This window comes from Elstera sp., from assembly GCF_044372965.1.
Classification (GTDB): domain Bacteria; phylum Pseudomonadota; class Alphaproteobacteria; order Elsterales; family Elsteraceae; genus Elstera.
In genome coordinates this window covers 1-12,844 of record NZ_JBILQX010000005.1, presented here as the reverse complement: position 1 = coordinate 12,844, position 12,844 = coordinate 1, and the positions used below count along the sequence as shown (strand labels likewise).

Annotated in this window: 15 protein-coding genes; 4 read left to right on the top strand and 11 right to left on the bottom strand. The window is 58.7% G+C overall.

Going from position 1 to position 12,844, the window contains the following annotated elements:
- Positions 1 to 57: 57 nt before the first annotated feature.
- From grxD to ACIQ36_RS01530, 7 genes are all read right to left on the bottom strand, one after another.
- Complete coding sequence (grxD, locus tag ACIQ36_RS01560; protein WP_395824809.1) at positions 58 to 396, bottom strand: Grx4 family monothiol glutaredoxin; 339 nt, start codon at positions 394 to 396, stop codon at positions 58 to 60.
- A gap of 22 nt (positions 397 to 418) precedes the next feature.
- Positions 419 to 655 (bottom strand): BolA family protein, encoded by a 237-nt coding sequence (locus ACIQ36_RS01555; RefSeq protein WP_045774568.1) that lies wholly within the window; start codon positions 653 to 655, stop codon positions 419 to 421.
- A gap of 12 nt (positions 656 to 667) precedes the next feature.
- Positions 668 to 2,941 carry a phosphoribosylformylglycinamidine synthase subunit PurL gene (gene purL / locus ACIQ36_RS01550; protein ID WP_395824925.1) on the bottom strand — a complete coding sequence of 758 codons (2,274 nt, stop codon included), beginning with the start codon at positions 2,939 to 2,941 and terminating at the stop codon, positions 668 to 670.
- Between the two features lie 28 nt (positions 2,942 to 2,969).
- Positions 2,970 to 3,665, bottom strand: a complete 696-nt coding sequence (gene purQ / locus ACIQ36_RS01545; protein WP_395824806.1) for a phosphoribosylformylglycinamidine synthase subunit PurQ — start codon at positions 3,663 to 3,665, stop codon at positions 2,970 to 2,972.
- A 5-nt stretch (positions 3,666 to 3,670) separates the two neighbouring features.
- Positions 3,671 to 3,913 (bottom strand): phosphoribosylformylglycinamidine synthase subunit PurS, encoded by a 243-nt coding sequence (gene purS, locus ACIQ36_RS01540; protein ID WP_395824803.1) that lies wholly within the window; start codon positions 3,911 to 3,913, stop codon positions 3,671 to 3,673.
- Positions 3,914 to 3,987: 74 nt separating this feature from the next.
- On the bottom strand, positions 3,988 to 4,770 hold the full coding sequence (gene purC / locus ACIQ36_RS01535) for a phosphoribosylaminoimidazolesuccinocarboxamide synthase (protein WP_395824800.1): 783 nt from the start codon (positions 4,768 to 4,770) through the stop codon (positions 3,988 to 3,990).
- A gap of 133 nt (positions 4,771 to 4,903) precedes the next feature.
- Positions 4,904 to 5,635 (bottom strand): NRDE family protein, encoded by a 732-nt coding sequence (locus ACIQ36_RS01530; protein ID WP_395824798.1) that lies wholly within the window; start codon positions 5,633 to 5,635, stop codon positions 4,904 to 4,906.
- A 137-nt stretch (positions 5,636 to 5,772) separates the two neighbouring features.
- Here ACIQ36_RS01530 and ACIQ36_RS01525 point away from each other — a divergent pair, with 137 nt between their 5' ends.
- Together ACIQ36_RS01525 and ACIQ36_RS01520 are read left to right on the top strand one after the other, a co-directional pair.
- Complete coding sequence (locus tag ACIQ36_RS01525) at positions 5,773 to 6,093, top strand: DUF1476 domain-containing protein (protein ID WP_395824795.1); 321 nt, start codon at positions 5,773 to 5,775, stop codon at positions 6,091 to 6,093.
- A 74-nt stretch (positions 6,094 to 6,167) separates the two neighbouring features.
- Positions 6,168 to 6,482, top strand: coding sequence for a DUF1476 domain-containing protein (locus ACIQ36_RS01520; protein ID WP_395824792.1), 315 nt, complete (start codon positions 6,168 to 6,170; stop codon positions 6,480 to 6,482).
- Between the two features lie 57 nt (positions 6,483 to 6,539).
- Here the strand turns inward: ACIQ36_RS01520 and ACIQ36_RS01515 are convergent, their stop codons facing one another.
- The 4 genes from ACIQ36_RS01515 to ACIQ36_RS01500 form a co-directional block, all read right to left on the bottom strand.
- On the bottom strand, positions 6,540 to 6,827 hold the full coding sequence (locus ACIQ36_RS01515; protein ID WP_395824789.1) for a HigA family addiction module antitoxin: 288 nt from the start codon (positions 6,825 to 6,827) through the stop codon (positions 6,540 to 6,542).
- Positions 6,828 to 6,973: 146 nt separating this feature from the next.
- Positions 6,974 to 7,399: a hypothetical protein gene (locus ACIQ36_RS01510; RefSeq protein WP_395824786.1), complete on the bottom strand. Its 426-nt coding sequence runs from the start codon at positions 7,397 to 7,399 to the stop codon at positions 6,974 to 6,976.
- Positions 7,400 to 7,680: 281 nt separating this feature from the next.
- Positions 7,681 to 9,021 carry an ABC1 kinase family protein gene (locus ACIQ36_RS01505; RefSeq protein ID WP_395824783.1) on the bottom strand — a complete coding sequence of 447 codons (1,341 nt, stop codon included), beginning with the start codon at positions 9,019 to 9,021 and terminating at the stop codon, positions 7,681 to 7,683.
- Positions 9,014 to 10,807 (bottom strand): M3 family oligoendopeptidase, encoded by a 1,794-nt coding sequence (locus ACIQ36_RS01500; protein ID WP_395824780.1) that lies wholly within the window; start codon positions 10,805 to 10,807, stop codon positions 9,014 to 9,016. Before ACIQ36_RS01500 ends, ACIQ36_RS01505 begins: the two co-directional genes overlap by 8 nt.
- A 120-nt stretch (positions 10,808 to 10,927) precedes the next feature.
- Here ACIQ36_RS01500 and ACIQ36_RS01495 point away from each other — a divergent pair, with 120 nt between their 5' ends.
- The gene (locus tag ACIQ36_RS01495; RefSeq protein WP_395824777.1) at positions 10,928 to 11,521 is read left to right on the top strand and encodes a thermonuclease family protein; all 594 of its coding nucleotides are present in this window, start codon (positions 10,928 to 10,930) and stop codon (positions 11,519 to 11,521) included.
- A gap of 68 nt (positions 11,522 to 11,589) precedes the next feature.
- Positions 11,590 to 12,844 (top strand): tetratricopeptide repeat protein (locus ACIQ36_RS01490; RefSeq protein WP_395824774.1); only part of this gene is annotated, 1,255 nt, incomplete at its 3' end.

Sequence of the window (12,844 nt, the reverse complement as noted above, 5' to 3'; positions counted from 1 at the left end):
TCTATTAACAAAATAAAAAAGAGAGTGGCGCGAAAACCACTCTCTTTTTCTCTAAACCTAAGCCGCCTGAACGTTAATACCGCGCGTGTTAAGCAGCTCGATCAACTCGCCGCTTTCAAACATTTCGCGGATAATATCGCAGCCGCCCACAAATTCGCCCTTTACATAGAGCTGCGGAATCGTCGGCCAATCGCTGTAATCCTTAATGCCTTGGCGAATACCGGGGTCTTGCAGAACGTCAATACCTTTGAACGGAACGTTCAAATGGTTGAGAACCTGCACGACGGCGGCAGAGAAACCGCACATCGGGAAAACCGGCGTGCCCTTCATAAACAAAACCACATCGCTGCCAGTCACTTCCTGGTGGATGCGGTCCCGAACGGTTGCGTCAGTCATAGCTTTATCCTTTCAGGTAAGATCAGGCGTCGGGCGTTGCGGTTTGCAGGGCAAGCGCGTGCAACTCGCCCCCCATTTTGCCGCGTAAGGCCGCATAGACCATTTGATGTTGCTGCACGCGCGACTTGCCCCGGAACTCGGCGGAAACCACATGGGCGGCGTAATGGTCGCCATCGCCGCGCAGATCCTGAATGCTCACCTGTGCATCGGGCAGGGCCTCGCGGATCATAGTTTCGATGGTGGCAGCATCCATAGCCATTCGAGCGGTCTCCTATTCCTCGTCCGACGAATCGTCGTCCGCATACAGATTGTCATCTTCATCGTCGCTGCCAAGACCATTTTCCATATAGTCCGGCAACCAACTTTCGTGAACGATCATTAGATCTTCAAGATCGATGCCGTCTTCGCCGTTGATGATGATGGCGTCACCGCCGGTCAGCCCAAGTTCCAGCAAGGGAATCTTCGCCTCGGCGGCGCGGCGGCGCAACGTGTCCGCATCCGCCGTGGTGACGATATAGCGGCCTTGATCCTCGCCGAAGGCAATGGCGTGCGGCGGCGCGGTATCGGGTAGATCGATTTCCGCCCCCATATCGCCGGCCAGCGCCATTTCGGTCACGGCGACGAGCAACCCGCCGTCGCTGACGTCGTGACAGGCGGTCACGAGTTTCTCAAGGATCAGCGCGCGGACGAAATCGCCGTGGCGCTTTTCCAGGGCGAGATCAACCGGCGGCGGCGCCCCCGCTTCGGCCCCGCACAGCTCGCGCAGGTAAATGGAATTCCCCAGCCAGCCTTTCGTTTCGCCGATCACGAAGATGGTTTCATCCTCGGTCTTAAACGCCATATCCATGGCGAGCGCCGCATCGGCCAAGAGCCCAACGCCGCCGATCACCGGAGTCGGCAAAATGCCTTCGCCGTTGGTTTCATTGTAAAGCGACACATTGCCCGAAATGATCGGGTAATTGAGCGCCCGGCAGGCTTCGCCCATACCTTCAAGGCAGCCGACGAGTTGGCCCATAATCTCGGGCCGCTCGGGATTGCCGAAGTTGAGGTTATTGGTCACGGCGAGCGGCGTTGCGCCCACCGCTGTCAGATTGCGCCAGCTTTCGACCACGGCCTGCTTGCCGCCCAAATGCGGATCGGCGAAGCAATAGCGCGGCGTGCAATCCGTTACCATCGCCAGCGCCTTTTTCTGGCCCGGCAGGCGCACCACGGCGGCATCGCCACCGGGGCGCTGGACGGTATGGCCGCCAACGAGGTGATCGTACTGCTCCCAAATCCAGCGCTTCGACGCCATATCCGGCGTGCCCATCAGCGTAATGAGCGCGTCGGTGAGCGAATCCGGCGCTTCGACTTCGCCCGCCAGCACCTCATCTTGCAATGGCGTCGGCTCGTAGGGCCGGTCGTAGAGCGGTGCATCGTCCACCAGGGGCGAGAGCGGCAGATCGCAGATCACGCCGCCCGATTTCTTTAGAACAATATGGCCCGAATCGGTCAGCACACCGATGGGGGCAAAATCCAGGCCCCATTTCTCGAAAATCGCCCGCGCGATGCCTTCCGATCCCGGCTTTAGGATCATCAACATGCGTTCCTGGCTTTCCGAGAGCATGATTTCATAGCCACTCATGCCGGTTTCGCGCGTCGGAACCAAATCGAGATCAAGCTCGATCCCAAGGTTGCCCTTGCCCGCCATTTCGACCGAGGAGGAGGTGAGGCCCGCAGCCCCCATATCTTGAATGGCAACGATCGCGTCGGTCGCCATCAACTCCAGGCAGGCTTCGAGGAGCAGCTTTTCGGTGAAGGGATCGCCGACCTGCACCGTCGGGCGCTTGCTTTCGGCTTCCTCAGTGAATTCCGCCGAGGCCATCGTCGCGCCGTGAATCCCGTCGCGACCCGTCTTTGCCCCCAGGTAGATCACCTGATTGCCGACACCGGCGGCGGCCGAATAGAAAATCTTATCCTGCTTGGCAATGCCGACCGTCATGGCATTGACCAGGATATTGCCGTTATAGGCCGGGTGAAACTGCGTTTCGCCGCCAACCGTGGGCACGCCCATGCAGTTACCGTAGCCGCCAATACCCGACACAACCCCCGCCAGCAAATGCCGGGTTTTCGGGTGGGCAGGATCGCCAAAGCGCAGAGCATTGAGGTTGGCAATCGGGCGCGCGCCCATCGTGAAAACGTCGCGCATAATGCCGCCCACGCCGGTCGCCGCCCCCTGATAGGGTTCGATGAAGCTCGGGTGATTATGGCTTTCGATCTTAAAGATGGCGGCGTCGCCGTCGCCAATATCAATAACGCCCGCGTTTTCGCCCGGCCCGCAGATGACCCAGGGCGCGGTCGTCGGGAGTTTCTTCAAGTGAATCCGAGAGGATTTATAGGAGCAATGCTCCGACCACATCACCGAGAACACGCCCAATTCCACCAGGGTCGGCGTGCGCCCGAGGCGGGTCAGAATGCGTTGATATTCGTCTTTTTTTAGGCCGAACTCGGTGGCGTCAGCCTCGGTCGCGGGGCGCGTGTCGAAGGCGAGCGTATTTGCCGTCACGGGATGAGAAGTCACGGGGACGAACTCCTTAACCGACGAGGGATTGGACGAGGCTGCGGAACAGGCCCGCGCCGTCGGTCGATCCCAGCAGCGGATCAATGGCATTTTCAGGATGGGGCATCAGCCCAAGGACGCGGCGGTTTTCCGACAGAATCCCGGCGATATCGCGCTGGCTGCCGTTCGGGCTCCAGCCTTCCTCGAACTCGCCATCGGGGCTTGAATAGCGAAAGGCGATGCGGTCTTCGGCTTCAAGCTGGTCGAGGGTCGCCGCATCGGCGAAGTAATTGCCGTCGTGATGGGCCACCGGCACTTGCAGCACTTGGCCGACGTGCAGGGCCGAAGTGAAGGCCGAATTCGTCGTTCCAACCGACAGGAACACATCGCGGCAGACGAACTTCAGCGAGGCGTTGCGCATCAGCGCGCCCGGCAGCAGCCCGGCTTCGGTGATGATCTGGAAGCCATTGCAGACGCCGAGGACGTGGACGCCCTTGTCCGCCGCCGCCTTCACGGCCCCCATGATCGGCGATTGCGCCGCCATGGCACCCGAACGCAGGTAGTCGCCGTAGGAAAACCCGCCGGGGACAACGATCAAATCGAGCCCCGCCGGAAGCTCCGTTTCGCCGTGCCAGACGAAGGCAGGCTCCGAGCCGCAGATTTGGCGCAGGGCCGCTGCCGCGTCATGCTCCCGGTTGGTGCCGGGGAAGACCAGAATCGCGCTTTTCATGGCGCTTAATCCTGCAACGAAACGGTATAGGATTCGATGACCGGGTTGGCGAGCAGCGTCGCGCAGATTTCGCGCACCAGGGTTTCGGCCTTGGCGGCATCGGTTTCGGCAAGGTCAAGTTCGATATACTTGCCTTGGCGCACGTCCTCGACGCCTTCAAAACCCAAAGTTTCGAGCGCCTGATGGATCGCCCGGCCCTGGGGGTCGAGAACGCCTTGCTTCAAGGTAACGTGTACGCGCGCCTTCATCGCCCCATCCTTCCAAAATTTTAGTGTTCTAAAGCTCAAAACCCGCCGGGAGGACCGGCGGGTTCGGATTTTCGTTAGTTTACGACGCGCGGCGGGCGCGGGTCTTCGCCCTCGCTGGCCTCGCCCTCAACCTCGACCGGAAGCACGCCCAAGCGGCGGGCGACTTCCTGATAGGCTTCCTGCACCCCGCCAAGATCCTGGCGGAAGCGGTCCTTATCGAGTTTCTGATTCGATTTTACATCCCAGAGGCGGCAATTGTCCGGGCTGATTTCATCGGCCAGAACGATACGCATTTCCTCTTCTTCCCACAGGCGACCAAACTCCAGCTTGAAGTCGATCAGCTTGAGGCCGACGCCGAGGAAAAGCCCCAAAAGATAATCATTCACCCGAAGCGTCAGGTGAATCATATCGTCGATATCTTGCGTGCTGGCCCAGCCGAAGGCGGTGATATGCTCTTCCGACACCATCGGATCGCCCAGCTCATCGTTCTTATAATAATATTCGATGATGGCGCGCGGCAAAGGCGTGCCTTCGGGAATGCCGAGGCGTTTGGACATAGAGCCCGCCGCGACATTGCGCACGACGACTTCAATCGGAATAATTTCGACCTGCCGCACCAATTGTTCACGCATATTGAGCGCGCGAATGAAATGCGTGGGAATGCCGATTTCAGTGAGGCGCGTCATCAGATATTCAGAAATCCGGTTGTTCAGCACGCCCTTGCCGCTGATCACGCCTTTTTTCTGATTATTGAAGGCGGTCGCATCGTCCTTGAAATACTGCACGATCGTGCCGGGTTCCGGTCCTTCGAACAGAACTTTGGCTTTGCCTTCGTAAATCTTCCTGCGTCGCGCCATCAAACCATCCTTCGGGGGTCACGCCGGTCGCGCCAACCCCAGCGGCGGCGATCCGGTTGGGTCTCTATAGCAGCGGGGGGAGGCCGATACAATCTACCCGTCGTCCCCCAAGGGTGCCCAAGGCTCGACCCGCCTATGCGACGGGTTCATAGGGGTGCGTCGCGGGCGGCCCATCCGCGTGCAAAAATACCGGCTGTCGGCCATCGCCCAAGGTGGGGAGCGCGATGAGGCTCGACGCGCGCGTACCATAGCCATTGGGCAGATGCAGCGTGAGCCCCTGGCGCGGATCAATCTTATCGTCTTGGGCGAGGAGCGCCTGCCACGCCCCCCAATCGCCGCTATCGGGATCCGGCACGGGGGCGGCAATGAAGCGCGTCAAATGCCGTTTCACGCGCGGATCCCCCGGATCACTGCGCTCCCAGGCCCCGAACATCGAAAATCCTTCGGGGATTTCGGCCACGGTCAGTTTTTCCTCGTCCGAGCGCAGCCAATAGGCGTCTTGATCGTCGGCTAGGACCAGATTGAAACCGCGATAGGCGCGCGGATCGAGATCGATCAAGGATTTCGCCGCAACGGACGCATCGGCATGGTCGAGCGCATCCAACACCAATTCCCCCCGGCTGCGCTTGCCTGCCTGCGGCCCCAACGTGCCGTGCCGGTTGAGTAGGGCTGCGGTGACGCCATAGTCGTTGATCCCCAGCCAGGAGCCGCCGGAACTTTCATCATAGCCCGCGCGCACCTCGGGCCGATCCGGCCAATGCCGCCCCGGCGGGCGCGAGGGCCGATCCGCCATTTCTTCACGGTTCGCCGCCATCAGCAGCGGCCACCGGTGCCCCGGACGCCGCAATACGAGCACAACACACATCGCTTACCCCTCCTCACGCCAAGCTCGTATAATTTGCCAGCTTTGAGCTCCATCAAAGACTAGGCTAAGCTTATTTTCCAGATAGGGAGTCGAAAGACCAACCATCAGGGGTCGCGCCCCCAGGAGTAAAGCAAACCATGACCAAGTTTGAAGATCGGGAACGGGCCTTTGAAGCCCATTTCGCGCTGGAACAAGACCAGGCTTTCCGCGCGGTCGTGCGCCGGGATAAGCTCTTCGGGCTGTGGGCCGCCGAGCGCATGGGCCTGCCCACCGCAGAAGCCGATATGTATGCCAAGGGCCTGATCGATTACGACATCGAGCACCCCGGCGATGAGGATATTCTGGAGCGCGTGGCCGATGATCTCGCCTCGCGCGGCGTTCACGCCGAACCCGCGAGCCTGCGCGAAGAGTTGATTCGCCTGCACGCGGTCGCCAAAGCCGAAATTCTGGGAACCTAAGCGCCGCTACCGCTTGCGTTGTTCTGCCGCGCACCCTATGTGTCCCGGCAGGATAACCAGGCCAGGGGAGCACCATGAGCGGCTTTAGCGATCGGGAAAAAGCGTTCGAAACCCAATTCGCCCAGGATGACAGCCTGCGCTTCAAGGTGGTCGCGCGGCGCAACAAGCTGTTCGGGCTTTGGGCCGCCGAAAAGCTCGGCGAGGCCGATGCGGACGCCTATGCGAAAACCGTTGTCGCCGCCGACTTCGACCGTCCGGGCGACGATGACGTGCTCGAAAAAGTCGCGGGTGATTTTGCCGCCAAGGGCATCAGCATCGGCGCGAATGAGTTGCGCGCCGAGATGGACCGGCTGCTGGGCGTTGCCAAGACGCAAATCGCGGCGGGGTAAGGGAAAGGGCTCCCCCTCTCTCACGGGGGTGGAGCCCAAAGTTTTCGGCTTGAAGCGCTACGCCGCAACCTCCTGCAACGCCCGCACCGGGGGCTGTTCGCGCTGCATTGCCACCCAAAGATCGTAATTCGCCTGAAGCGTGACCCAAAACCGCGCTGTGCTCACGCCCGCTTTTTCCAAGCGAATCGCCAAATCAGCGCTGATGCCCGCTTTGCCATTCAGCACCCGCGACAAGGCGACCCGCGATAGGGAAAGCCTGCTCGCCGCCTCCGTCACCGTGAGGTTGAGCGGCGCAAACACGGTTTCCTTGAGGATTTCGCCGGGATGGGGATGGGTGTGCATCATGGTCATGCCCTCAGTGATAATCCTGATAATCGACAAGCTCGACGTACAGCCCAATGAAGAAAGAATGAAAAATAACAAAATTCAATAAATTTAAAAAAATATTCAAAAAAACTCAGATGCAAAATAAATATAGATTATATTAAATACTATCTTATCACTTTCCACCCACCAGCTTTATTTATCTCCGGAGAAATTTTTGCCGCAATCAAAGCCGAAGGCAAAAACGAACCTCCACGAAATAAAAGACCTCTCGGCACAAAAGACATAACCAAGTCGCCTTTTTTTAAAGGCGGAACTCCATTTAAAGTTTGGGCAGAGAAGCAAATATTTTCAACACTACCAACAGACAACAACTTATCAACTTCCTCATATGGTATAGTGTCATCTTTCTGATTCGCAAATTTTATGCAAACCTCGTCACCAGCCCCCTTTAAAACAATGCTAACGACTAAATTCTCATCATCCAGAGAGTTGTTCCCAAACTTACATGCCATTTGAAATGCTGCTTCGTTAGAACGGAAAACTAGATTACCTTTAGGCTGACGTTGCTGTCTTTTCCTAAAAATAACCAAACATACTAAAATGCTCCAGAATTTTAAAAATTATGAGCAGCATAAACCAAATAAATTCAACTTTCAAGTTTATAACTAAAGCGATAGCTCTCTCAAAGTCAGAAGCCAATGTACATAAAATCAAATTACCGCGCAAACAACCAATTTCTAAAGAAAATCATCCCTACCATATTAGCCGTCCGAGAGCACTGCCTCGACAGTTGACAGGGGCAGTGCCGTAACGAGAATTTCTTTCTAAATCAGGCCCAGATGCGGGCAATTATAAACTTTACTACTTCACCCTAAACCCCCTCCGGCACCCCCGCCGCCGCCAGCGCCGCGCTCTGCCGCGCTGCCAGCGCGTCCGCGTCGAAATCGGCGGCGAGATCGTGGAACAAATCGTACCAGTTGATCTCCGCCTGCAAATGGGTGAAGACCGAGCCTAAGCCAATCGCGGCGCGGTCCATGAACACGAACTCGCGCGGCGGCTTCACCCCGCCCAGGCGGCGCAGTTCGGCGTGGACCTTGGACGCGACTTCCTTACCGTATTCGGTGCCGCCCGCCTCTTGGATCAGCCGCGTGCGGTTTTCAAGAATCGGACCGTAGAGGAAGCTGGCCCATTGGTTCAGCACATCCACCAATTCCTTTGAGAGATTGGTGAAGCCCCAGGTTTCATAGGCTGCAATCGCCCGGTCGCGGTCGCCGGTATCGAGCGCGTGATAAAGCTCGATCACGCCATTCACGAAGCGCGGCGGGAAAACGCGGATACAGCCGAAATCGAGCAGGTTAATCCCATCGTCGGCGCGGGCGGCGTAATTGCCGGGGTGCGGGTCGCCGTGGATCACGCCATAGCGGTAGAAGGGCACGTACCAGGCGCGGAAGAGGTTATAGGCGAGGCGATTGCGCTGTTCCAGCGGCGCATCCTTCAGCGACAGCAGCGGCACGCCGTCGAGCCAGGTCATCGTCAGCAGGCGCTTGGTCGAAAGCTCGTTGATGGGCTCGGGGACGGAAACCCCCGGCTCCCCGGCCAGAATCTCCCGATACAGGTGGATATGGCGGCGCTCGCGGTCGTAATCCAGCTCCTCGCGCAGCCGGTCGCCGATTTCAAGGTGAATATCGCCGGTCGAAATGGCCTTATCCGCCCGCTCATAAAGCGAGAGCAGCAGTTTGAGCTGCTTCAGGTCCGCTTCCACGGCGGACGCCATGTCGGGATATTGCAGCTTCACCGCCACCGCGCGGCCATCGTGCAGCCTTCCCTTATGGACTTGGCCCAAGGAGGCGGCAGCGGCCGCCTCCTGCCCAAACTCAGCAAAGCGGCTTTGCCAGCCCGGCCCAAGCTCGCCTTGCATGCGGCGCTTCACAAAGGGCCAGCCCATCGCCGGCGCGTCGGACTGAAGCTGGCGAAGCTCGCGCGCATATTCTTCCGGCAGCACGTCCGGCAGCACCGCGATCAACTGCCCCACTTTCATCAGTGGGCCTTTGATGCCGCCCAGAATCGCGGTGAGTTCGGCGGCGTGCTTATCGCGGTCGATGCCGATGCCGAGGAACCGTTCACCCGCGAGCCGCGCCGCGACGCCGCTCATCTTGGTGGTGACGGTGGCGTAGCGGCGCATGCGCCCGCCGAAGCTGTTTTCCTCAGACATGCGCGGGCAGCCCTTCTAGCTCGTCAATGAAGTCGGCGATCATTTGCAGGCCGCGATCCCAGAAGGCCGGGTCGCGCGCATCCAGCCCAAAGGGAGCCAGCAGCGCCGAATGATGCTGGGAGCCCCCGGCCTTCAGCAGGGTCAAATAGCGTTCGGCGAACCCGTCTTCGGCCTTCGCATAGACGGCATAAAGCGAGTTCACCAAACAGTCGCCATAGGCATAGGCGTAGACATAGAAGGGCGAATGGATGAAGTGCGGAATATAGGCCCAGAAATTCTTATAGCTGTCGTCGAACCGCACCGCATCGCCCAGGCAATCGCGCTGGGTTTGCAACCAGATTTCCGACAGATCATCGGGCAGCAACTCGCCGTCGCGGCGGCGATCATGCACCGCCTCTTCAAACGAATGCAGCGCGATTTGCCGAACTACCGTGTTCAGCATGTCTTCGACCTTGGAGGCCAGCAGGAACCGCCGCTGCGCCGGGTCTTTTTCAGCGGCCAGCAGCGCGCGGAACGTGAGCATTTCCCCGAAGACCGAGGCGGTTTCGGCGAGGGTCAAGGGCGTGTCGGCCAGCAAATGCCCCTGTTCCCGCCCCGCCAGCACCTGGTGAACCCCGTGGCCGAGTTCATGCGCCAGCGTCATCACATCGCGCACTTTGCCCTGATAATTCACCAGCAAATACGGATGGGCCGAGGGCACCGTGGGGTGGGCGAAGGCCCCAGGGGCCTTGCCGGGCCGCACGGGCGCATCGATCCACGGTTTCTCGAAGAATTGTTCGGCCACCTTGCCGAGATCGGGCGAAAACTGCGTGTAGGCCGACAGCACGGTTTGCGTGGCCTCACTCCAGGGAATCTGCCGATCCGGCGCGCCGGGCAGGGGGGCGTTGCGGTCCCAGGCTTCGAGTTGCTTGAGGCCCAGCCACCCGGCTTTCAGCTTATAATAGCGGTGGGAGAGGCGCGGATAGGCGGCACGGACGGCGGAAATCAGCGCGGCAACCACCTCGTCTTCCACGCGGTTGCCGAGATTCCGGCTGGAAATCGGGCGCGGGTATTTGCGCCAGCGGTCTTCCACTTCCTTATCTTTGGCGAGCGTATTGGTGATGAGCGAGAAGACGCGCGTCTGTTCCCCCAACGCCTTGCCGAAGGCTTGGGTTGCGTCTTGGCGGATTTTACGGTCCGGCGAGACCATCAGCGCCAGCACTTCGGTAGAGGTCAACTCGCGCCCATCGAGCGGAATGCGCAAGGCCGCCATCGTTTCATCGAACAGCCGCACCCAGGCCGACCGCCCGGTGAGCGATTTCTCCAGCAGCAGCTTTTCCTGCGCGTCGGGCAGTTGATGCGGGCGGAAGGCGCGGGTGGCGGCGATCCACGGGCGGTAGCGCGCGGCGGCGGGGTCCGTCAGCAGCCCTTCGACCACCGCTTCATCAAGCTGATTGAGTTCCAGCCCGAAGAACAGCACACGGCTGGCAATCTCGGTAATCCGCTCCTGCACCGACTGGTAAAAGCGCCCAACATCGGGGTTGCTCATGTCTTGGGCGTAGAGAAGCTGCGCGTAGGAGCCGATTTTACCCAGGCGCTCGTCCAGCGCCTCATAGCGCTTCAGCACGGCGGCAAAATCGGGCGAGGCGATGCCCGCAAGCTTGCCTTCCGCCTCCGCTACCAGCGCCTCGGCCTGGCCGCGCGCCCAAGCGAAATCCGCATCCAGCGCGGGGTCCGTCGGCCCGGCATAGAGATCCGACAGATCCCAGGTTGGCAAACCCCCCGACGATTTGAGCGACACCGACATGAACATCTCCTTTGACCTTTAAGGATATAGAGCCTCCGCCGCCCACCACCAACCCACACCCGTGCAGCCCTGATGGTTTTTCGCGTACCGACAGGGAAGATTTTGGGCTATATCATGAACATGAGCCCGCCGCCCAACGCCGCCCTTAGCCGCCTCGCCCGCCTGCGCGGGGGGAGAACCTCGACCCCACGCGGCAAGGTGCCCGCGCCGCCCCCGCCGCGCAGGGGGTTGCGCCTTCCCCGTCCCAGTTTTCTGTCGGCCCTCGCCTTGCTGGCGGTATTGATCGCCGGATGGTTCGGCACACACGACAGCGCCCCCTGCCCCACCGACGCCAAACTGACCGGCCCCGCCTGCGCGGTCGATGGCGACACGCTCCACTTGGGCGGACATCTCACCGGGCGGCGCTGTTCGGGCGGCGATTTGGTGCGCCTCTGGGGCATCAACGCCCCCGAAAGCGGCACCCCCGGCCACCGCAAATCCCAAGACGCGCTGCAATCCCTGGTCGCAGGCCGCAACATCGCCTGCGCCGCCGTGGACACAGACGACCACGGTCGCACCGTCGCCCGCTGCTGCGCCGCCGGGCAGGATTTGAGCTTTTCCCAAGCGGCGAACGGCTGGGCGTGGGATTATGCGAAATATTCGAAAGGCGCGTATGCGGGTGCGGAGGCGTCGGCGCGGAAGGAAGGGCGGGGGATTTGGGGGGCGGGGGAGTAAGGAAGGTTAATTTTGGTAAGAGCCTAGTGCCACAGATACCACCTTAAAACAATTTTCCAGTAGAGGTCATGATGGCGCGCTTTCCTACATTTCTTCAGTTTCGACGCTCTGATGCTGCTACCTCGGCGACCGCTGACACTGTGTTAGACACTAAGCTTCGGTATTTGGAAAAGGACATCGACCGGCTAAGAGAGGAGATGAAGGGATGGCCAGAAACAATCAAGGCGGTCGAGAAATCAGTCCTTGAGTCCCTAAAAGAGAGATTGGACACTCAAGATAAAAGGATTAGCGATTTATCTATTATTTTAACCGAAGGGGCCAACAAGGTTGCCGCGTCGAGCAATGCCATTTCAAGCGCTTCAAACAAAATGAGTTCTGTTTTAGGGCTTGGTAGCATACTATTAACAGCAGGCTTGTTCGGCGTAGGGCTTTATTCCGTTATAAAAGTCACAGAACAGGCTAAATTAGCAGCAGAGCAGAACATTAAAGAGTATTTGCGCAGTCCCGAGGCAAAGAAAGATTTTCATAGTAGTGTTGAAACACTTTTTTCTTCTGATATTGCCGAGATCAGGGATTTACTTAAGAAATGGGAGCGTAGTCGCTCGAGTCAATATGACGAAAATGCAATAGCTCTCTCCCCAACGGCGGAAAGAATCTTATTAAAAATTATAGATATATCTGAGAAACAGCGTACTCCAGACCAATGGCGTGTCCTTATCATTGCTCGTACCGAACAGAAATCTTACGAATCTGCCCTCGCCTTAACGGACAACTGGTTGTCACAACCGACACAGACTACAGAGCAAACTGCACACGCCTTAGCTTTGAAAGGTTGGGTCCTGGGAAGAGCAGAGCGTTTCAAGGAGGCGGTATCTACTTTTGAGGAGGTGACGCGCCGTTTCAGCACTGTCTCGACTCTGCGAGAGCTAGTCGCAAGAACGCTTACGGACAAGGGCTACACCCTATGGCGAGTGACCCCACCGCAATATGATGCCGCAATCACGGCATTCGAGGAAGTGGACCAGCGGTTTGGCAATGATCCAAGCCAACGCAAGCAGGTAGCAAGTGCCCTTATCGGTAAAGGGACAACGCTTGGAATTATGGGAAAATATCAAGCCGCAATCGCAGCCTATGACGAAATCAACCGCCGCTACACCGCAGACCCAAATTTGCATGAAATAATTACAGTATCTCTAAATAATAAAGCGAGCATGCTAACGCTTCTCCAACCGCCCCAGAATGAGGCTGCTATAGCGATCTATGACGAAATTATTCGCCGATTTGGAACCGATCCAACTCTTTTTGTTCGTGAAAATGTTTCTA

What these genes read in the sequence shown, in the direction of transcription:
- grxD (WP_395824809.1), bottom strand. Translation starts at nt 396, where the DNA reads ATGACTGACGCAACCGTTCGGGACCGCATCCACCAGGAAGTGACTGGC.
- ACIQ36_RS01555 (WP_045774568.1), bottom strand. Translation starts at nt 655, where the DNA reads ATGGCTATGGATGCTGCCACCATCGAAACTATGATCCGCGAGGCCCTG.
- purQ (WP_395824806.1), bottom strand. Translation starts at nt 3,665, where the DNA reads ATGAAAAGCGCGATTCTGGTCTTCCCCGGCACCAACCGGGAGCATGAC.
- purS (WP_395824803.1), bottom strand. Translation starts at nt 3,913, where the DNA reads ATGAAGGCGCGCGTACACGTTACCTTGAAGCAAGGCGTTCTCGACCCC.
- purC (WP_395824800.1), bottom strand. Translation starts at nt 4,770, where the DNA reads ATGGCGCGACGCAGGAAGATTTACGAAGGCAAAGCCAAAGTTCTGTTC.
- ACIQ36_RS01530 (WP_395824798.1), bottom strand. Translation starts at nt 5,635, where the DNA reads ATGTGTGTTGTGCTCGTATTGCGGCGTCCGGGGCACCGGTGGCCGCTG.
- ACIQ36_RS01525 (WP_395824795.1), top strand. Translation starts at nt 5,773, where the DNA reads ATGACCAAGTTTGAAGATCGGGAACGGGCCTTTGAAGCCCATTTCGCG.
- ACIQ36_RS01520 (WP_395824792.1), top strand. Translation starts at nt 6,168, where the DNA reads ATGAGCGGCTTTAGCGATCGGGAAAAAGCGTTCGAAACCCAATTCGCC.
- ACIQ36_RS01515 (WP_395824789.1), bottom strand. Translation starts at nt 6,827, where the DNA reads ATGATGCACACCCATCCCCATCCCGGCGAAATCCTCAAGGAAACCGTG.
- ACIQ36_RS01505 (WP_395824783.1), bottom strand. Translation starts at nt 9,021, where the DNA reads ATGTCTGAGGAAAACAGCTTCGGCGGGCGCATGCGCCGCTACGCCACC.
- ACIQ36_RS01500 (WP_395824780.1), bottom strand. Translation starts at nt 10,807, where the DNA reads ATGTCGGTGTCGCTCAAATCGTCGGGGGGTTTGCCAACCTGGGATCTG.
- ACIQ36_RS01495 (WP_395824777.1), top strand. Translation starts at nt 10,928, where the DNA reads ATGAGCCCGCCGCCCAACGCCGCCCTTAGCCGCCTCGCCCGCCTGCGC.